Genomic DNA, 19,836 nt, shown 5'->3' with positions numbered 1-19,836 from the left:
GCGACCCCACCGGCCCACAGATCCGCCGCCTGTTCACCCACCCCGGCACCGGCGACATCATCGGCATGGACTCCCGCGCCCGCCGCTACCCCGGCCTGCTGTCCCGGCTGATCATCTTCCGCGACCACACCTGCCGCACCCCCTGGTGCACCGCCCCCATCCGACACATCGACCACATCCAACGCCACACCGACGGCGGCGACACTTCCGAACGCAACGGCCAAGGCCTGTGCGAACGCTGCAACTACGTCAAGGAACCCCGACTACCACGTCACCGGCACCGCAGCCGCAACCATCACCACCATCGGCGGCCTCACCGCCGCCACCAGCCGACCGCCCGCACCACCCGGCCTACCACCGCCCACCCGCTCCCACCCCGAACGCGTCTTGATCGACATCATGTGGAACGGCAGCCTGCAACAACACGACGACCCTCCCCAAGCGAGATCCGCACGCCACATAGGCGGATGATCGACCGTATGACACATGAATCAGTGCAGGCCGGCCAGATCGACCTCGTCGACGGCTCTGGCGTCAGTCGCGTCGTCAATGCGCGCGGGCTGGTCCGCGAAATCGCTCCCGATCACACAGCGCTGTGAGCATCAAGACCGCCACCATCAACGCTCGTCGGCCGCCGCAACTCATTCCAGCTGGCTGACGTCCTGCGCCTGCGCCAAGGTGGCGGGCCGCAGGACGTCGTGTGCGCCGAGGACCTCCATGCCCAGAAGATGCCCGTTCACGTCGAAATCCAGGGTGATCGAGTTGGGATGGAAGGGCAGGTCCACAACGTGCGTTCTCACTGCCTCGCCCCTGCCGATCGGGTCGACGAGATAGACGTATGCCGCGTCGGCCTCCCGGTCATGGCTTATCCGCATGCTCCGATACTCCTCGAAAACCCTGGTAAACGCGACAGACGAGCCAACCCATACGCTGACGCCGTGACCGACCAGCCGCACTTCGACTTCCAGCCGGACGAGCGCGGCGGCGTCACCGTGCTGCGCGACGGGCACCCGCAGTCCCACGTGGACCTGCACGACCCCGAGCTGCTCGTCTTCGAATACATCGCCCAACTGGCGATCGGCATCGACCTGCTGCCGGCCGGCCCGGCCGGCATCACGCACATCGGGGGCGCCGGGCTCACTCTGGCCCGCTACGTGCAGCACACCCGTCCGGGGTCACCGCAGATCGTCCTCGAGCCGGACGCTTCGCTGACCGAGTGTGTCCGCCGGGAACTCCCACTCCCCCGCAACCACCGCATCCGGGTGCGGCCGCAGGACGGCGCTTCCGGCGTCCGCGCCCTGCTCGACGCGTCCGCGGACGCCATCGTCGTCGACGCGTATGACGAGGGCCGGGTCCCCGCGGACCTGTTGACCCCCACCACGATCGCGCACTACCGACGAGTCATGAAGCCCGGCGGCCTGCTGTTGCTGAACCTCGCCGATGAGCCCAGCCGCGACTACCTCGCCCGTGTGTTGGCAACGCTGGCAGATGCTTTCGATCATGCCGCTGTGCTCGCCATGGCCGATGTCATGAAAGGCCGGCGCTTCGGCAACTACGTCGTGATCGCCTCCACGAGTCCGCTGGACATCGACGAGATCCGTCGTCGCGCAACCCGATTGGCAGCCACCACGACGGTCCGCGCAGCCGGAGCACTGCGCGGCACGGCGAAGCCGTTCACCGACGACGACGTCACTGCCTCGCCGCCGCCGCCCGACCTCGGCGCGTGGCGCGCGCGCTGACCGAGCCGCCCGGCGGACATCACCGCCGCCACACGTACTCGTGCTCCGGGCGCCCGGTGCCGCCGTACCGCAGCCGCATCAGGGCCACCCCGTCGTCGACGAGTCCGGCGAGGTAGCGCTGCGCGGTGGCCCGGGCGATGCCCAACTCGGTGCCGAGGTCCGCCGCGGACACCGGGCCCTGCGCGGCCTGCAGGGCATCCCGGACCAGCGATGCCGTCACGGGCGACTGCCCCTTCGGCGCCTGCGGCCGGTCACCCTCGTGCAACGCACGCATCGCGGTGTCGATCTGGTCCTGGTCGAGCAAGCCGTCACGCACCCGGCCGCGATAGCGCTGCCACGCCTTCAACCTGCGGACCAACTGGTCGACACCGAACGGCTTCAGCAAGTAGTTCACCGCACCGGCCGACAGTGCGGCCCGCACCGACTCGGCCGAACCGTCGGCGGTGATCATCATGACGTCACACGCTGCGCCGGCGAGCTGCGCACACACCTCCAGCCCAGACCGGTCCGGCAGGTAGTTGTCCAGCAGCACCAGATCCGGGCGCAGTTCGTCCACGGCACGCAGGGCATCCGCTGCAGTGTGCGCCACCGCCACCACCTCGAACCCCTCCACCGACGAGGCGTATGACGCGTGGACCGACGCCACCCGGAAATCGTCGTCCACCACAAGAACCTTCGTCATCGCCCTTCCTCACCATCGCCCATGCCGTGCTCAATCGCTGCCGCTTCCAACACGTTCGGCAGCTCCGCGACGAACACGGTCTCCGCGCCCTCGGCACCGAGTGCACTCAACCGCAGCTGGCCGCCGAGCCCTTCCGCGGTCGTCCTCGCGATGGCCAGGCCCATGCCGCGCCCCTCACCGCGCGAACTCACACCACCGACGAAGATCGACTCGGCCCGCTCGGCCGGGATCCCGTCACCGGTGTTGGCGACCGAGATCACCAGCTTGGTGCCCTCGGACAACAGGTCCACCTCGACCCGAGCCGGACGCGCCGACGAACTGCGAGCGGCCTCGATCGCGTTGTCGACCAGGTTGCCCAGGACGGTGATCACCTCCACCGGCGCGACCAGCTTCTGCGGCACCCAGCTCTGCCCGGACAAGACCAACGCCACCCCGGACTCGGCGGCCGCCGATTGCTTCCCGGCGAAGAAGGCCCGGATCGTGTTGGACTGCACCGCCGGGTTCTCGCTCACATCCTCACTGTGTGCGAATTTGACACTGTCGCTGAGGTATTCGATCGCATCCTGCACGTTCGACGTGTGCAGCAGCCCCATCACGGTGTGCATCCGATTGGCGAACTCGTGCCGCTGCGCGCGCAGCGCGCTCGTCATACTCCGCACGCCGGCCAGCTCGCTGGTCAGCTGCTCGAGCTCGGTCCGGTCCTGGACGGTCAGCACACCGCCGAGGTCCGTCCCGTCGTCCAGCGCCACCGGCCGATGCTTGGCCACCAGCACCCGCCGCCCGGACACTGCGGTGACGGCCCGGCCGTCCTCCGCCGGATGCCGCATCAGACGTTGCAGGTCCGGAGCGAGCGCGAGATCGTCGAGGTCGGCGCCCAAGCGAACTTCCTTGCCGAGCAACCGGATCGCCTCGGCGTTGCACATGGTGACCCGGCGTTCGGTGTCAACCGCCAGCACACCCTCACTGATGCCGTGCAACACCGCCTCCCGCTCCCGCACCAGGTCCGCGACCTCCGACGGCTCCAGGCCCAGCGTCAGCCGCTTGAGCCGACGACCGAGCAGCGCGGTCAGCAGGACGGCGATCAGCACCGCCGCCAGCGCCCACGGCAACACGATGAACAGCACCCGCACCAATGCGTCGTGAATGTCCGTCGCCGCGAAACCGACACTGATCTCGCCGACGATCCGGCCGGACGAGTCGCGCAACGGCACCTTGCCACGGGCGGACAGGCCCAGCGTGCCGCGCTCGATCGAGACGTTCTCCCGGCCCGCCAGCGCCTCCTCCGGGTCGGTGCTCACCATCTTGCCGATCTCGTCCGGGTTCGGATGCGCCAGCCGCACGCCGCGGTCATTGGTGATCACCACGAACAGCGCGTGCGCGGACCGCTCCTGGGCGCCGGCGATCTGCTGCACACGCGACTGCTCGTCCGCGGCGACCAGATCTCCGAGCTCGCGGTCGGCGGCGATGGTGCGGGCCACCGACAGGGCGCGTTGCTCGTACTGGTGCTGCAGGGTGGACCGCAGGAAGAAGCCGGCGACGAGCAGGCTCACCACGCCCAGGGCCGCCACGACGGCGACCTGCAGCATCATCATCTGGCGGGTGAACGGCATCCGCCGGGGTCGGGTCATGGCCGACCACGATAGGGCGTTCAGCTGCAGCGACGCCCCGGATGCGAAATGTGCAGAACGCGCTCAGCGTGCGAAAACCGGGCAACGCTCGCAACGCAGACAGCACCCGTGACGGGCCCCTAGCGTCCTGCGCCGTGCCCTCACCGATGTGAGTGGGGTCACAGCCTCCCCGCACAGAAAGGACGCGTATGTCGCACCTCGTCGAGCTGTCGCACGCGACCAAACGCTTCGTGAAGGCCGGTGGTGGCATCCACGTCGCCGCCGCCGACATCACCATGACCGTCGACCCCGGAGAGTTCGTGGCCGTCGTCGGTCCGACCGGCTGCGGCAAGTCCACCACCTTGTCCCTCGTCTCCGGGCTCGAGCCACCGTCCGACGGCGTCGTTCGCGTGAACGGCGCTGCGGTGCAAGGGATCCCGGACGGCGTCGGTTACATGTTCCAGGCCGACGCGATGCTGCCCTGGCGCAACGTGCTGGCCAACGTCGCCGCCGGACCGATGTGGCGCGGCGTTCCCAAGGCCGAGGCCCACGAGAAGGCCATGGACTGGATCACCCGGGTCGGCCTGGCCGGCTTCGAGAAGTCCTACATGCACCAGCTGTCCGGCGGCATGCGCAAGCGCGTCGCGCTCGCGCAGACGCTGGTCAACGAGCCGAAGATCCTGCTGATGGACGAGCCGTTCTCAGCGCTCGACGTACAGACCCGCGCGCTCATGCAGAACGAGCTGCTCGAGCTGTGGTCCGGCACCGGCACCGCCGTCATCTTCGTGACCCACGACCTCGAGGAGGCCATCGCGCTGGCCGACCGCGTCGTCGTGATGACGGCGAGTCCGGCCCGCATCAAGGACGACTTCCGCATCCAGCTGCCCCGGCCGCGCAACGTCGAGGAACTGCGGCTCACGCCGGAGTTCATCGACACCTACTCCAAGGTCTGGAAGTCGCTGTCCTCCGAGGTCGAGGCCGCCCGAGCACAAGGAGCATCCCGTGTCGCGTAACTCCACGATCGACGCACCCGGCACAGCCGAGGCCGGAGCCACCGATGGTCGTATGACGACCCCGTTGCAGCCCCAGGACCCACGCGCCCAGCTGCGCCGGCACAAGTCGATGGTCTACGCGCTGCGCGTGCTGGTCCTCGCCGGCGTGATCGCCTTCTGGGAGATCTCGGTCAGCCTGTGGTTCGACCCGTTCTTCTACTCCAAGCCGAGCCTCATCTGGAAGAAGCTGGTCACCTGGTTCACCGACGGCACCGCACAGGGTTCGATCTGGACGCAGATCTGGGTGACCTTCCAGGAGGCGGTCTACGGATTCCTCATCGGTGCGGTGCTCGCCATCGTGCTGGGCATCCTGCTGGGCCGGGCGCGACTGTGCTCTGAGGTCCTCTCACCGTTCATCCAGGCCGCCAACGCCGTGCCGCGCATCGTCCTCTCGGCGATCTTCATCCTGTGGTTCGGGCTCGGCATGGAGTCCAAGATCGCGACCGCAGCGGTCCTGGTCTTCTTCCCGGTCTTCTTCAACGCCTTCCAGGGCGCCCGGGAGGTCGACCGCAACCTGGTCAACAACGCCCGCATCCTCGGGGCCGGCCGACTGCAGGTTTTGCGTTCGATCGTCGTACCCAGCGCCACGTCGTGGATCCTCGCCTCGCTGCACACCGCCTTCGGCTTCGCCCTCATCGGCGCGATCGTCGGTGAGTTCGCCGGCTCGACCAAGGGCGTCGGACTGCTCATCTCCACGGGTCTGAGCGCCTTCGACGCAGCCGCCATCTACGCCGGCATGGTCATCAGCACCGTCATGGCGCTCATCGCCGAGCTCGTCCTCGGTTACCTCGAACGCCGCCTGCTCAAGTGGCGCCCGCCGTCGCAGACCGAGACCGTCGCGGTCTGACCAGCCCTGCCCACCGTTACTCACAGTCAGGAAAACTCATGCACAAGAAGTTCGCCGGAATCGCCGCAGTCGGTATGGCGGGGGCCCTCGCCCTCGGTGGCTGCGCCACCCAGAAGGACGAGCCCGCGGGCGGAGCCAGCGCCGGCGGCTCCCATGCCTCGGTCAAGATCATGGTCGGCGGCATGAGCAAGGTGATCTACCTGCCCGCCGCGCTCACCGACAAGTTGGGCTACTTCAAGGACCAGGGCCTCGACGTGTCGTTGATCGACACCCCGGCCGGTGTCACCGCCGAGACGGCACTGATCGCCGACAAGGCGCAGGGTGTCGTCGGCTTCTACGACCACACCATCGACATGCAGGCCAAGGGCAAGTGCCTGGAGAGCGTCGTGCAGTTCGCGAACGTTCCGGGTGAGGTCGAGATGGTCTCCAGCAAGGACGCCGGCTCCATCACCTCCGCCAAGGACTTCAAGGGCAAGAAGCTCGGCGTGACCAGCCAGGGCAGCTCGACTGACTTCCTCACCCAGTACCTGACCGGCAAGGCCGGCATACCCAGCACCGGGTACACGACCGTCAAGGCCGGCGCGGACGCGACCTTCATCGCCTCGATGAAGTCCGGCGGCATCAACGCCGGTATGACGACGGACCCGACCGTCGCCCAGCTGACCAAGACCGGGGTCGGCAAGGTCCTGCTCGACATGCGCACCGAGGCGGGCACCCGGAAGGCGCTCGGCGGGCTCTACCCGGCCAGCTCGCTCTACATGTCCTGCGACTACGTCAAGCAGAACCCGCAGACCGTGCAGAAACTGGCCAACGCGTTCGTCAAAACCCTGAAGTGGATCCACACCCACAGCGCACAGCAGATCTCCGACAAACTGCCGGCCGACTACAAGGGCAGCGACCCGAGCCTGTACGTGCAGGCGCTGAACGACTCCAAGCGGATGTTCACCGACGACGGGCTGATGGACGAATCGGGCGCGAAGAACGCGCTGAATGTGCTGGGCTCCTTCTCACCGGCGGTCAAGCCCAAGAAGGACCAGATCGACATCAGCAAGACCTACACGACCGAGTTCGCCCAGAAGGCCGATTCGTAAACCACGCTGATCGAGCGGGCTCGCTGGTCGAGTGCGGCTGGAGGAGCGAAGCGGGGGAAGCCGCGTATCGAGACCGAGAGCGCGACGTCTCGGTCTCGATACACGCTCCTTCCGCTTCGCTCCCTCCGGGCACTCGACCAGCGTGAGCGCCGGTACCCTCTACTCCATGCTCCGGACGATGATGAAGTCCAAGATCCACCGCGCGACCGTGACCCAGGCCGACCTGGACTACGTCGGCTCCATCACCATCGACGCCGACCTGATGCACGCCGCGGACCTCCTCGAGGGCGAAAAGGTCGACGTCGTCGACGTCACCAACGGCAACCGCCTGTCGACCTACGTCATCACCGGTGAGGCGGGCAGCGGCATCATCGGCATCAACGGCGCCGCGGCGCACCTGGTGGCGCCCGACGACCTGGTCATCATCATCGGCTACGGCCAGGTCGACGACGCCGAAGCACGCAACTTCAAGGGTTCGGTCGTCTTCGTCGACGCCGCCAACAAGCAGGTCTCCATCGGCGACGACCCCGGCTTCGCCCCCGCCGGCAGCGGCCTGAAGTCCGCACGCGTCGCCTCCTGAACGTATGCCGGAGGGACATGTCACCCACCGCATCAGCGGTGAGCTCAACCGTGAGTTCGGTGGCAGACAAGTGCGATCCACCTCTCCGCAGGGCAAGTTCACCGGCGCCGCGCTGGTCGACGGCCACGTCTTCGACACCGCCCAGGCCTTCGGCAAGCACATGTACATCGCGTTCGAGGACCTGCCCGAGCAGGTGCACATCCATCTCGGACTGATCGGGAAGTTCTCCTTCTTCCCCGAAGCCGACCCGGCGACCGACAACGCCCGCTGGCGGCTGACCGCCTTCACCCCGGACGTCACCATGGAGCTGCGTGGGCCCAACCTGTGCGAGCTGAGTTCGCCCGAGCAGATTGCCGCGACGGTCGCCGCGCTCGGCCCCGACCCGCTGCGCCCCGACGCCGACCCCGAGGTCGCGCGGGCCCGGATCCGCAGATCCGCCAGTCCGATCGGCGTGCTGATGATGGACCAGAAGATCTTCGCCGGTGTCGGGAACATCTACCGCGCCGAGACGCTCTACCGGCACCACATCGACCCGTTCATGCCCGGGAAGTTCCTGCGCGGTGCGGAATTCGACCTGCTGTGGGACGACCTGATCGAGTTGATGCCCCTGGGCGTGCGCGACGGCCGGATCGACACCGTTCATCCGGAGCACACTCCCGAGGCGATGGGGCGTGAGCCGCGGGTCGACAAGCACGGCGGCGAGGTCTACGTCTACCGACGGGCCGGCCAGGCGTGCCTCGTGTGCGGCACGCCGGTCAGCACCACGATCCTCGCCGGCCGGAACCTCTTCTGGTGCAAGCAGTGCCAGCCCCGGTCTCGCAGGCGCACCGTCAGGGACTGACCATCTCGCCCGACACGCGGCAAGATGGGGACCATGACCGACGACGCATTGCGCGACCTGCTCGCCGACAGCAACCTGGCCACACTCGCCACGATCCGCCGCGACGGGCGACCGCAACTGTCCAACGTCAGCTACACCTACGACCGCGAACGCGACCTGATCCGCGTATCGGTCACCGACGGTCGCGCGAAAACCGCCAATCTGCGCCGTGATCGGCGTGCCACCGTGCTCGTCAACGCCAGCTCCGGCTGGTCGTATGCCGCCGCCGACGTGACGGCGACCGTCCTGCCGGTCGCGACCGCTGCGGACGACGCCAGCGCCGACGAACTGGTGTCGATCTACCGGTCCATCGCCGGTGAGCACGACGACTGGGACGACTATCGCCGCGCGATGGTCGCCGATCACCGGGTGCCGCTGCACCTGCGGGTGGAGCGGGTCTACGGCCTGGTCCGCTGAACCGCCGCGCGTAGGCCCGGAGCGTCAGCGCGAGACGACGGCTCGCAACTGCAGCATCGCCGCGAAGCGGGCTTCGGAGTCGTCCAGGTCCAGCTGGCCGATCTCGGCGACACGGCGCAGTCGGTAACGGAATGTATTGGGGTGCACGTACACGCTGGCCGACGCCGCGACGGTGTCGCCGAAGTTGTCCAGCCAGGCACGAAGGGTCTGCACCAGGCTGGTGTTGTGGGCGGCGTCGTAGGACAGCAGCCGGGCGACCGGCCCGGTCGGCTGGTCACCACGGGCGGCGACAAGGTCCCGCAGTTCCAGCATCAACGACTCCACGTGCACGTCTGCCAACTGCGCCACCCGGGGACCCTTGCGTTCGCGCAGCACCCGCAGCACGCGGTCCACCGCACCCCGGGCACGCGCCAGCCCCGAGATGTCCTCGGCGACCGGGCTCACGCCGATGAACGCATGCTGCCCACGGCCGCCGATGCGGTCCAAGAACTCGGTCGCGATGCCGACGGCATACCGCTCGCCCTGGTGCGGCAGCGGCACCAGCCCGTAAACGACGTCGCTGAGGGCGGCCACGGCCGACGACGGGTGGACCGCACCCAGGTGCATCGCGAAGGCGTCACTCAACCGCTGCCGCTCGCCGACCACCTCGGCGCCGGCCGGGCCGCTCGGGGTGGCCTGACCGTCGACCGTGAGCGCCAGCACCACCATGGGCTGATCCGCCAGGCCCAGACGGTCGAGGGCACCGCGTGCACCGACGCCGCCCTCCAGGGCGGTCCCCAACAGGTCGGCCCGCAGCCGTCGCTCGACATCGGACCCGGCACGCTGTTGCAGCAGATGCAGGGCGACGAGTTTGGCCGCCTCACAGAAGGCGCGATGCCGCTCGGGGCTGAGCCGTTCGTGCACCGCCGCCCACAGGGAGCCGAGCAGTTCGTCGCCGGCACGGACCGCGATCGCGGCACGCGCCATGGTGACGCCCGTCGCCGGCAGCGGCTCGATGTAGACGGGCTGGTCGGTGCGATAGAGCTCGCGGAAGACCCCCTGCTCGGACAGCAGGCGTGCATAACGCTCGGGCACCTGGCGCCCCAGGATGGTTTCGACCCGGGACGAATCGGCCTCGTCCTGGCGCCCGGAGAAGGCCAGCACACGGGAGTTGCGGTCCTCGATCGTGATCGGTGCGTCCAGCAGGGCCGCGATCGCGTTCGCCACCGCGAACAGGTCGCCGGACGGCAACCCGCCCAGGGTCTCCGACTCGGTGGCGCCGACCTCGCCCTCGGCGAGCAACGCCCGCAGCAGCGCGCTCAGCTGCGTCCAGGACGCACCTCGCGTGAAGGCCAACAGCGCCACACCGCTCACCTCGACGGCGGCCCGCAGTTGCGGGTCCGGGGCGACCGGCGCACGGACGACGAGGCCGGCCGCTGCCTGTTCACCGAGGTCGCGCAGCAACGCCACGATCCGGTCGGTGCCGGACACGCCGACACCGAGCACCAGTGCATCGGGGAGGACCTGTTCCCGGTCGACCGGGTCATGGATCGGTGCGGCCGAGATGGGGCCGCGGACGCCGCCGGGTGAGGACGCCGGCGCATGCACGAGCTCGAGCAGCGTGCTGCCCAGCTCCTCGAGCAGCCGCGTCAGGTCGGCTCCGGGCCGTCCGCTCATCGACACCACCACCAGATGACGCTACAAGGTCCCGCGCATCGTGCGGGCGGTCCTGCTGAAACTCGTTGTGTTACAGCGGGATCCATTCGGTGGACGTGGTGAACTCGGCCAGCCGGTCCGGCTGCGGCGCAACGCCGAGCCCGGGACCGGTCGGCACCGGCAGGTGCCCGTCCTGCAGCACGAACGGCTCGGTCAGGTCGGTGCTGAAATACCGGTCCGACGCGGACGTGTCGCCCGGCAGGGTGAAGCCGGGCAGCGCCGCGAGCGCGACGTTCGCGGCCCTGCCGATGCCGGTCTCCAACATGCCGCCGCACCAGACCGCGATGCCGTGCGCCCGGCATACGTCGTGGATGCGGCGCGCCTCGAGATAACCCCCGACCCGACCTGGCTTGATGTTGACGATCCGGCAGGCACCCAGCCTGATCGCAGCGGCCGCCGTCGCGGCGGACGTGATCGACTCATCCAGGCAGATCGGCGTGCGCACCGTTTTCGCCAGCTCGGCGTGGCCCAGCACGTCCTCCTCGTCGAGTGGCTGCTCGATCAGCAGCAGCTCGAAGGGATCCAGTCGCGCCAGCTGCCCCGCGTCGGCCAGCGTGTATGCCGTGTTGGCGTCCACCTGGAGCAGCACGTCGTCCCCGAACCGTTCGCGGACCGCGCGGACCGGCTCGACGTCCCAACCCGGCTCGATCTTGAGCTTGATCCGCACATAACCGGCCTCCAGGTAACCACCGACCGCGTCCAGCAGCTGCGGGACCGAGTCCATGATCCCCACCGAGACGCCGCACGGCACCTGCTCCCGGACTGCACCCAGTTCTCTGGCCAGCGGCCGGCCCTCGGCCCGCAGTTCGGCGTCCAGGACGGCGGCCTCCAGCGCACACTTGGCCATGCGGTGTCCCTTGAAGCCGTGCAGCAGCGTGCCGACCCGGGCCGCGTCGAGCCGGTCCGGCTGCGCGAGCGCCGGGATGAGGAAGCGACGCATCACGTCGGCGGCGGCGTCGACATACTCGGGCGAATAGAGCGGGTCGCTCATCGCGACGCATTCGCCCCAGCCCTCCGACTGATCACCGACGGCACGGACCAGCAAGATGTCGCGTGCGCGTTGCACCCCGAACGAGGTCCGGAAGGGCGCGACCAACGGCATCGCCACCCGGCGCAGTTCGATTCCGGTCAGCTTCATGGCGTTGTCTCTCCTCGTCGGTGATTCGGGGTCTCCGGTGTGCCGGTCTCGAGCACGTACCAGCCGTCCCGGGTGAAGGCGCGCGCACGGGCACCGCGGGCGAGCAGTCCGCCGAGCGCGTCGCGCACGGCGAACCGCCACGCGGTCGCCAGTGCCGGGTCGCTGCCGCGCAGCTGTTCCACGTCGGGCGGGACGGCGACGAGCAGGGTCGGCGCTTCCGTGACGCCGGGGACCGGCTCCCCGCCCGTCCCGCGTCCGAGGGCCACCGCGCAACCGGGGCCGTCCAGCCGGGCGACCTGTAGAGGCTGCCAGTGCGTGGAACAGGCGGCGACCACCGCGGGCTCCTGCAGGTGCCATTGCAGCAGCAGCCGGTCGGTGTCGTCGCCGGTGTTGATCCGGTCCCGCATCCCGCCGTAGAAGTTGGGCAGATACTCCGCCGGCCGTCCGCCGAGCTTGACCAGGTTGAAGTAGGCGTTGCGGGCGATCAACGGGTCGAAGGTCCATTCGATGACGTCGATCCCCCGGCGCAGTGCCCAGGCCCGCTGGTGCAACTTCAGCGCGTAGCCGACGCCGCGACGGGCGCTGCGCGGCAGCACCCCGGCGATGTGGCTGTGCAGGGTGCGATCGGACGGCGGTGCGAAGAAGCCCACGCACGCTCCGACCACCGCGTCACCGGCGTGGGCGACACCGATGTAGTTGCCGGCCTTCGACAGCGCCCGGAGCATCTCGGTGCCGATCGGCGCGTTGTCCTGCGAACGCCATATCTGTTCGTAGAGCTCCTCGACCGCAGTGATTTCGTTCAGTCCGGTCGCCGTGCGGACGGTGATGCCGGCGGCGCGGGCGGCCCGGGTGGCCTGCTCCTCGGCCAGGATCGCCGGCGCGTCCAGGCTCGTCACCGGTCCACCGAACCCTGCGGAATGCCGAGCAGATCCGCCAGCAGTGCGGCCAACAGGGCGATGCGAGAAGGTAGTTCGCCCACCAGCACATGTTCGTCGTCGGCGTGCGCCCCGCCGCCGCTGGCGCCCAGGCCGTCGAGCGTCGGTACGCCGACACCGGCGGTGAAGTTGCCGTCCGAGGCGCCCCCGACCGACACCTGCGCCGGCGTCGGGAGACCCTGCTCGGCCGCGATGCGGCATACCCGTTCGAAGAGCGCAGCGGACGAAACCGCTTCCAGCACCGGACGATTCGGTCCACCGGTGATCTCCAACTGCGCTCCGGGCAGGTGCGGCTGCAGCGACCTGATGGCGGTGTCGACACGCTCCTGCTCCGCTGCGGTGCGGGCGCGCACATCGACCGCGAAGTGCCCGCTCGCCGGCACGGTATTGGTGGTGGTTCCCGCGTGCAGGGCCGTGGGGGTGACGGTGGTGCCCAGCTCGGGCCGGCTCAGCGCGGCGACCCGGGTGAGCTGGCAGGCCAGCTCGAGGCTCGCGTTCACTCCCCTCTCGGGCTCGAGACCGGCGTGCGCCGCCCGTCCGGCCGCGGCCACCCGATAGAGCGAGACGCCCTTCCGTTCGGTCTTCAACGCCCCTACGGGCCCTGCGGATTCGAGCACCAGGGTGGCGTCGCAGCCACGCGCCTCGTCCTCGATCAGCGACCGGGAGCTCGGCGAACCGAGCTCCTCGTCACCGGTCACCAGGACGGTGACACCGTCGGTGTCCGGCAGCGTCGCCAGCGCATGCAGGGCCATCACCGTCCCGGTCTTCATGTCGAAGCAACCCGGACCGCGCAGCACCCCATCGGTCACCTCGCACGGGTGCGTCGCCAGACTCCCGACCGGCCAGACCGTGTCGTGATGACACAACACCAGCACCCGCCGCGGGCCGGCCCCGAGACGCCACCGCAGATGGGTCCGGCCGTCCAGCACGATGCGCTCCGGTTCGTGCCCGAGCCGGGCAGTGCCGAGCTCGGCGGTCAGCTCGGCACTCGCGGCCACTGCCGCCAGATCATCCGAGGGCGACTCGCAACGCACCAGTGTCCGTATGTCGTCGACGATCCGCGGCAGTGCGTCCTCGAAACGCTGGAGCAACTCCACGTCAGGAGACTTCCGGCGTGGCGCGTGCCCCGAAGTGGACGTAACGCCGCTGCCCGTCGGGCCGGTAGAACGTCACGGGCGTCCACGTCTCGACCCCCGGCAGACGCATCACGAACAAGTCGGTGTCCACGGGCACCAGCCGCGCCTCCTCGGTCGGGTCCTCCATCGTCGCGGCGACCGGGCCGCTCACCGTGGCCCGCAGCCGCGGCCCCTCCGCGTCCGCGAGGACCTCGATGGTCATCGACTCACGGCGGTAGGTGCCCACCCACGGCGTGATGTCCACGTCGACCGGCTCGGCCGGGGGCGCCAGCGGCTCCTGCATCTCGATCCCGGCCACCTCGGCGAAGATCTCGCGGTAGAGGTCCTGATAGAGGTCGCGGGTGTTGCCGCCGTTGGTCAGCAGCGCGACCGCGAGCTTCTGCCCGGGCAGCACCCGCAGGAACGCCGACTGGCCGATCGTGTTGCCGTCGTGCCCGAAGAGACGCTGCCCCGACCAGCCGAAGCGGATCCAGCCCAGCCCCCAGGAGTCACCGAGCGAGTGCGTGTCCGGCAACTGCGCGTGCTGTTCCTGCATCGCCGCGGTGGTCTCCGGGCGCAGCACCGAGCCGCCGTCCGGGGACGCACCGCCCATCAGGTGCATCCGGGCGAAGGCCAGCACGTCGCCGACCGTGGAGGAGATGAGTCCGGCCGGCCCGACCGAGCGCGGCAGGAATGAGATGGGCGCGACCCTGGCCGGCTCGTCACCCTCTCCGAGGTGCCCGACCGCGGCACCGTGCAGCAACACTTCCTCCGGCAGGGTGACCGTGCGCTTCAGCCCCAGCGGGGTGAACAACCGCTCACGGATCGCCGTGTCCCACGTCTGACCGGTGACCTTCTCGATCATCAGGCCGATCATCGAGAAGCCGGAGTTGCAGTAGGACCAGGTCGCTCCGAGCGGATGGTTCTGCGCTGCGTCAGCGAGCAGGTCGACATACTTGCTCAGACAGTCGTCGCCGCGCCCGGTGTCGGTGAAGATGTCACCGTCGATGCCGCTGGTGTGGGTGAGCAGGTGCCGCAGGGTGACCTGCTTGGTCACCTCGGGGTCGGCGAGCTCCAACTCGGGCAGCACGTCGAGCACGGGTGCGTCCAGCGACAGCTTCCCCTCGTCGACCAGCTGCATCGCGACGGTCGCGGTCCAGACCTTGGTGATCGAGCCGATCTGGAAGAGCGAGTCGGGTGTCACCTCGGCGCCGGTGTCGACGTTGAGCACGCCGGTCGCCACCTCGATCAGGTCGTCCTGCGGCTCGTCGAGCCGCAAGATCCCGAGTTGGGCGCCGGGCACCTTGTGCCGGCGGGCCAGCGTCGTCAGCCGGCGCTGCCAGTGGGCCCGGTCCAGCTTCGGACGCCGGGCGCCGGTGCCGGCATACTGCTCGACCCAGTCCAGGACGCGGTGGTTGAAGTCGACCCGGTGCGACGGCCGGCCGTTCACCGGGAAGAGGTGCGACCCCTCCGGGTAGAGCACCAATGTCGTGGGCACGCCCTGCTCCCGCAGCGCGGAGAACCACTGTTGCGCCTGGCCGACCGGGCAGCGCACGTCGGCCGCACCCTGCAGGACCAGGGTCGGTGTGGTCACGTCGGTGACCTTGCTGAACGGCGACATCGCGTCCATCCGCGCCGACGGCTGCCGGGTCGGCTCGTCCAGTTCGTATGCCGCCAGCAGATGCCCTGCGTCGGAGGTTCCCGCGAGGCTCTGCAGGTCGGCGCACACCCCACCGGTGACGGCGGCCGCGAAGCGCGAGTCGCGACTGGTCAGGTAGCAGGTCATGAAACCGCCATAGCTGTAACCGCTGATCGCGAGATGGTCGGCGTCGGCGATGCCTTCGGCGACGAGTGCGTCCAGCGGCTCGAGGAAGTCCGCGGCGTCGCCGGTGCCCCATGCGCCGACGGTCGCGCTGAAGAAGCCGGCACCGTAGCCGTCGCTGGCGCGCGGGTTGAGCAGCAGCACGTTCCAGCCGCGCGCGACCAGCTCCTGGTGGTAGAGGTGCATGTCGTCGGCGGCGCCGTTCCACGCGTTGTGCGGGCCACCGTGCACGTCCAGCAGCAGCGGGCGTGGCCCGGTCCGCGCCGGGTCCCGCATCAACCAGCCCTGCACGACGGTGCCGTCGGAGATGTGGAACTCGCGTGAATCACGTTGGAACCACTCGACGTCCGCCAGCGGCGCGCCGTGCTCGGTCCGCACGACCTGCTCACCGGTCGCCAGGTCCAGGGTGACGACCTCGCCGAGCGAGGTCGGGGTGCTGAGCACCACGGCGACCGTCCCGCCGGCGGCCGACGCCCCGGCGACCACCCGGTCGGCGCCGCCCAGGACCAACTCCGGTGCGCCCGTCCCGAGGTCGGCCCGGTAGAGGTGGGTGCAGCCGCGGTCACGGACGCAGAAGAGCACGGCGCGGTCGTCGTCGATCAGTTGCGGCGCGGCGCCCGGGTATGCCGGGCCTCCGCTCATCACGTTGCGGTCCAGCGGCCCGGCGAGGTCGACGAGTTCGGCGGCGGGCACCGCGGCGGCCCCCTCTGCCGGCAACCGGTAGAGACCCGCCTGACCGGTCGGGCCGGTGGCACTGCCGATGACCAGCAGTTCCGTGCCGTCAGCGGTCCAGGTCGCTGATTGCGCGACTCCGTCGGCGAAGCCGAGCAGCTCCGGCTGCGACCAGGAGCCGGAGACGTCGACCCGGTGGACCGGGATGACCAGCCGCAGGTCCGCGTCGTCCGCCATACCGGCCGGGAAGGCGAGGTGTGTGCCGTCGGGCGACCAATCCGGTTCTCCTGCATGCCAATCGCCGTCGGTGACCTGCCGGCACGTCTTGTCCGCCACGGTGACGACGTGCAGCTGGTTGCGCATCTGGCGCAGGTAGCCGGCGCCGTCGGCCTGGTAGTCGACCCGGCTGGTGACGATCGGCGCGGCGGAGCTGTCCTTACCGTCCTGCGGGGCGGCCCGGTCCACCGGCGCTGCGAAGGCGATGCGCGTGCCGTCCGGGCTCCACACCGGCGCGCCCGCGCCGAGCGGCAGCTCGGTCAGCTGGGCGGCCTCGCCACCCGTGGCCGGCAGCAACCACGCCTGCGCCGGTCCGTCCGACGCACGCAGGAAGGCGAGTTGCGACCCGTCCGGCGACCAGGCCGGCGCGCTGTCGGCGGGTCCCTGGGTCAGCCGCACCGGTGCCGTGCCGTCGGTGCCGACCTGCCACAGGCTGGTGACGGGTTTGTCGGCGGTCAGGTCCTGGGTCCGCAGCACGTAGGCCACCCGGTGACCGTCCGGGGACAGAGCGGGTTGCTCCGGGATCGCGATGTCCGCCAGATCGGCGATGCGCAGGCGACGGGTCATGATGCTCTCCTCGTGGGATGGACGGAGTCGGGTATGGCGGCCAGCAGCTCCTGGGTGTAGGGCTGCTGGGGATTGGTGAGAACCTCGGCGGCCGGGCCGTGTTCGACGATGCGGCCGTGGCGCATGACGGCGATGCTGCTGGCGACGTACCGCACGACCGCCAGGTTGTGCGAGATGAACAGCATCGAGGTGGACAGCTCACGCTGCAGGTCGCGGATCAGGTTCAGGACGGCGCCCTGCACCGATACGTCGAGCGCCGAGGTGATCTCATCGGCGATGACGACCTGCGGACGTGCGGCGAGCGCCCGGGCCAGGCCGACGCGTTGGCGTTGTCCCCCGGACAACTGGCTCGGGTAGGCAGCGGCGAGGTCGGGGTCCAGTTGCACCAGGTCCAGCAGCCGGGTCACCTCCTTGGCCCGGTCGGTCGGCGGCGCACCGCCGGCGTTCCGCCGCGGGATGGTCTCGCGCAGGCTCGCGCCGATCGTCATCCGCGGGTCGAGGCACGAGGACGGGTCCTGGAAGACCATCTGGATCGGCCGGCGGGCGCCGCGCAACGGCACCGGCTCGCCGTCGAGGGTGATTCGGCCGCCGGACAGCGGTGCCAGCCCGACCGCGGCGCGACCGAGCGTGGACTTTCCGGAACCGGATTCGCCCACCAGTCCGACGATCTCGCCGTCCGGCACGGTCAGGCTGACGTCGTCCACCGCCGTCGTGCCGTGCCGCTGGCTGCCGTAGTGCACGGACACGTGCTCGAAGCGCAGTTGAGTCATGACACGGCCTTCGCTTTCTCCGGAGTCAGCGGCTGCGGCTGGTCGGCGTGCCAGCACGCCACCCGCCGGCCGGCGGCGTCGGTCTCCAGCGGCGGCATCTGCTCCCGGCAGCGGTCGGTGGCCAGCGGGCAGCGCGCGGCGAAGGCGCATCCGGCCGGGAACGACGCCGGGTCCGGCGCCCGGCCCGGTATGACGGCCAGCGGCTCGTCCAGCGCGGTGTGCATGTCCGGCACCACCGAGATGAGTGCGCGGGTGTAGGGGTGGCGGGCCGACGCATGCAGGTCCTGCGTCGGCAGGTCCTCGACGATCTGCCCGGCATACATCACCAGCACGCGGTCGCACACCTGCCGCACCACCGAGATGTCGTGGCTGATCAGCAGCAGCGCGACGTCCTGCTCCCGGCGGATCGATTCCAGCAGCTGCAGCACCCGGCTCTGCACGGTCACGTCCAGGGCGGTCGTCGGCTCGTCGGCGACGATCAGCGCCGGGTCGCCCATCAGGCCCATGCCGATCATCGCGCGTTGCCGCATGCCGCCGGAGAACTCGTGCGGATACTGGCCGGCCCGCCGCTTCGGATCCGGGATCTGCACCGCGTCCAGCCGGTCGACGGCGCGGTCCGTCGCCTGCGCCCGGGAGAGGCCACCGTGCCGGCGGGCGACCTCGGCCAGCTGGCCGCCGACGCGCAGCGTGGGGTTCATCGACGTCATCGGGTCCTGGAAGATCATCGAGAAGCGGATGCCGAGCAGCTCGCGGTCGGCACGGGTGGCGCCGCGGCGCAGGTCCGTGCCCAGGAAGCTGAGTTCGGTGGCGCTGACCCGGGCCGGTCGCTCGATCAGCTGGGCGACCGCGAGCGCGGTCAGCGACTTGCCCGATCCGGATTCGCCGACGACGCCGACGGCCTCGCCACGCGCCATACCGAAGCTGACACCGCGGACCGGGGTGATCGCCCCGTGCGCGGTCGGGAAGCTGACGCGCAGATCCTGCACCCGCAGCACCATGTCGTCCGCGTGCTCGTCCGTGGGTATGGCGCCCTCCTCCGGAGGCTTGAGCACCGGCAGCCGCAGCTTGCCGAGGGTGGTGGTGACGCCGATGCCCTTGGCCATCGCCTCGCCGAAGAAGTTGAACGCCAGCCCGGCCAGCACCACGGCGATGCCGGGTGCCAGTGCGGCGATCGGGTGCTCGAAGATGCCGGTCAGGCCGTTGCCCAGCAGCTGCCCCCAGTCGTAGTTCGGCGGCTGCACGCCGAGCCCGAGGAAGGACAGCCCGGCGAAGGCCAGCAGGGCGGCACCCGCGCCGATCGTGGCGTTCACGATCAGCGCCTCCCCGACGTTCGGCAGCACGTGCCGCACCAGGATCCGGAACCGGTTGACGCCGGCGACGCGGGCGGCGAGCACGAAATCGCGCGGCTCGACCCCGGCGACCAGCGTCTGGACCAGCCGGGCGAAACCGGGTGCACCGGCGAATCCGATCGCCAGCACGGCTCCCTTGGTGCCGATCCCGAAGATGACCGCGAAGAACAGCGCCAACAGCAGCCCCGGGAACGCGACCGCGATGTTGATCACCGCCGCCACGACCCGTCCGACCCGTCGGCCGAAGAGCACGCCGAGGGTGCCGAGCACCAGGCCGGCCGCCACCATGATCAGCGTGGCGAGGAGTGCCAGCTCGACCGACAGCCGGGTGGCGACCAGCACCCGGGCGAGGATGTCGCGGCCCAGGTTGTCGGTGCCCGCCCAGTGTGCGCCCGACGGGCCGTGCAGGATCTGCGCGGTGTCGGTCCGGTTCGCCCAGTCCGACCAGAGCATCGGCGCCACGACGGCCAGCACCAACAGCGCGGTGAGCGCGACGGTCGCTGCTGCTCCGACCGGTGTCGCCATCACGGTCAGCCACCGCGGACGGTTGCTGCGACGGGTTCCCGTCGACACGATCTCGGTCGCGAGGTTGGCTGCCATGG

General features: G+C 69.9%; 18 protein-coding genes. 8 read left to right on the top strand and 10 right to left on the bottom strand.

All coding sequences use genetic code 11. The features are described from left to right. On the top strand, positions 1–599 hold a 599-nt coding region (locus ACYVBN_RS12665), incomplete at its 5' end, for an HNH endonuclease (protein WP_460600819.1). A gap of 42 nt (positions 600–641) precedes the next feature. Here ACYVBN_RS12665 and ACYVBN_RS12660 read toward each other — a convergent pair. Then, positions 642–875, bottom strand: coding sequence for a DUF2283 domain-containing protein (locus tag ACYVBN_RS12660; RefSeq protein WP_440283574.1), 234 nt, complete (start codon positions 873–875; stop codon positions 642–644). A gap of 63 nt (positions 876–938) precedes the next feature. Here ACYVBN_RS12660 and ACYVBN_RS12655 point away from each other — a divergent pair, with 63 nt between their 5' ends. Then, complete coding sequence (locus ACYVBN_RS12655; protein WP_460600818.1) at positions 939–1,739, top strand: spermidine synthase; 801 nt, start codon at positions 939–941, stop codon at positions 1,737–1,739. A 19-nt stretch (positions 1,740–1,758) separates the two neighbouring features. Here the strand turns inward: ACYVBN_RS12655 and ACYVBN_RS12650 are convergent, their stop codons facing one another. Further along, positions 1,759–2,421, bottom strand: coding sequence for a response regulator (locus ACYVBN_RS12650; RefSeq protein ID WP_460600817.1), 663 nt, complete (start codon positions 2,419–2,421; stop codon positions 1,759–1,761). Beyond that, on the bottom strand, positions 2,418–4,049 hold the full coding sequence (locus ACYVBN_RS12645; RefSeq protein WP_460600816.1) for an ATP-binding protein: 1,632 nt from the start codon (positions 4,047–4,049) through the stop codon (positions 2,418–2,420). The genes ACYVBN_RS12650 and ACYVBN_RS12645 overlap by 4 nt, the downstream gene beginning before the upstream one ends. 188 nt (positions 4,050–4,237) lie before the next feature. Here ACYVBN_RS12645 and ACYVBN_RS12640 point away from each other — a divergent pair, with 188 nt between their 5' ends. The 6 genes from ACYVBN_RS12640 (at position 4,238) to ACYVBN_RS12615 (ending at position 8,895) form a co-directional block, all read left to right on the top strand. Next, positions 4,238–5,041: an ABC transporter ATP-binding protein gene (locus tag ACYVBN_RS12640; protein WP_440283570.1), complete on the top strand. Its 804-nt coding sequence runs from the start codon at positions 4,238–4,240 to the stop codon at positions 5,039–5,041. After that, positions 5,031–5,927 carry an ABC transporter permease gene (locus tag ACYVBN_RS12635; protein ID WP_440283569.1) on the top strand — a complete coding sequence of 299 codons (897 nt, stop codon included), beginning with the start codon at positions 5,031–5,033 and terminating at the stop codon, positions 5,925–5,927. The genes ACYVBN_RS12640 and ACYVBN_RS12635 overlap by 11 nt, the downstream gene beginning before the upstream one ends. 38 nt (positions 5,928–5,965) lie before the next feature. Continuing rightward, positions 5,966–7,018, top strand: coding sequence for a type 2 periplasmic-binding domain-containing protein (locus ACYVBN_RS12630; protein ID WP_460600815.1), 1,053 nt, complete (start codon positions 5,966–5,968; stop codon positions 7,016–7,018). Positions 7,019–7,184: 166 nt separating this feature from the next. Next, on the top strand, positions 7,185–7,598 hold the full coding sequence (gene panD, locus ACYVBN_RS12625; RefSeq protein WP_460600814.1) for an aspartate 1-decarboxylase: 414 nt from the start codon (positions 7,185–7,187) through the stop codon (positions 7,596–7,598). Between the two features lie 4 nt (positions 7,599–7,602). After that, on the top strand, positions 7,603–8,439 hold the full coding sequence (locus tag ACYVBN_RS12620) for an Fpg/Nei family DNA glycosylase (RefSeq protein WP_460600813.1): 837 nt from the start codon (positions 7,603–7,605) through the stop codon (positions 8,437–8,439). A gap of 33 nt (positions 8,440–8,472) precedes the next feature. Then, a complete protein-coding gene (locus ACYVBN_RS12615; protein ID WP_460600812.1) occupies positions 8,473–8,895 on the top strand; it encodes a PPOX class F420-dependent oxidoreductase in 423 nt (140 codons plus the stop codon). Between the two features lie 24 nt (positions 8,896–8,919). Here ACYVBN_RS12615 and ACYVBN_RS12610 read toward each other — a convergent pair whose 3' ends face one another. From ACYVBN_RS12610 to ACYVBN_RS12580, 7 genes are all read right to left on the bottom strand, one after another. Continuing rightward, positions 8,920–10,551, bottom strand: a complete 1,632-nt coding sequence (locus ACYVBN_RS12610) for a PucR family transcriptional regulator (protein WP_460600811.1) — start codon at positions 10,549–10,551, stop codon at positions 8,920–8,922. Between the two features lie 70 nt (positions 10,552–10,621). Beyond that, complete coding sequence (gene menC, locus ACYVBN_RS12605; protein ID WP_460600810.1) at positions 10,622–11,728, bottom strand: o-succinylbenzoate synthase; 1,107 nt, start codon at positions 11,726–11,728, stop codon at positions 10,622–10,624. Further along, a complete protein-coding gene (locus ACYVBN_RS12600; RefSeq protein ID WP_460600809.1) occupies positions 11,725–12,624 on the bottom strand; it encodes a GNAT family N-acetyltransferase in 900 nt (299 codons plus the stop codon). The genes menC and ACYVBN_RS12600 overlap by 4 nt, the downstream gene beginning before the upstream one ends. Beyond that, the gene (locus tag ACYVBN_RS12595) at positions 12,621–13,760 is read right to left on the bottom strand and encodes a zinc-binding metallopeptidase family protein (protein WP_460600808.1); all 1,140 of its coding nucleotides are present in this window, start codon (positions 13,758–13,760) and stop codon (positions 12,621–12,623) included. Before ACYVBN_RS12595 ends, ACYVBN_RS12600 begins: the two co-directional genes overlap by 4 nt. 1 nt (position 13,761) lies before the next feature. Continuing rightward, complete coding sequence (locus tag ACYVBN_RS12590; RefSeq protein ID WP_460600807.1) at positions 13,762–17,115, bottom strand: serine hydrolase; 3,354 nt, start codon at positions 17,113–17,115, stop codon at positions 13,762–13,764. Further along, positions 17,112–17,885 (bottom strand): ABC transporter ATP-binding protein, encoded by a 774-nt coding sequence (locus tag ACYVBN_RS12585; RefSeq protein ID WP_440284074.1) that lies wholly within the window; start codon positions 17,883–17,885, stop codon positions 17,112–17,114. The genes ACYVBN_RS12590 and ACYVBN_RS12585 overlap by 4 nt, the downstream gene beginning before the upstream one ends. Next, the gene (locus tag ACYVBN_RS12580; protein ID WP_460600806.1) at positions 17,882–19,834 is read right to left on the bottom strand and encodes a dipeptide/oligopeptide/nickel ABC transporter permease/ATP-binding protein; all 1,953 of its coding nucleotides are present in this window, start codon (positions 19,832–19,834) and stop codon (positions 17,882–17,884) included. Before ACYVBN_RS12580 ends, ACYVBN_RS12585 begins: the two co-directional genes overlap by 4 nt. Between the last annotated feature and the right edge of the window lie 2 nt (positions 19,835–19,836).

Source organism: Flexivirga lutea, assembly GCF_054778955.1.
The sequence above is the reverse complement of the archived record's forward strand: the minus strand, read 5'-3'. Positions and strand labels throughout refer to the sequence as shown.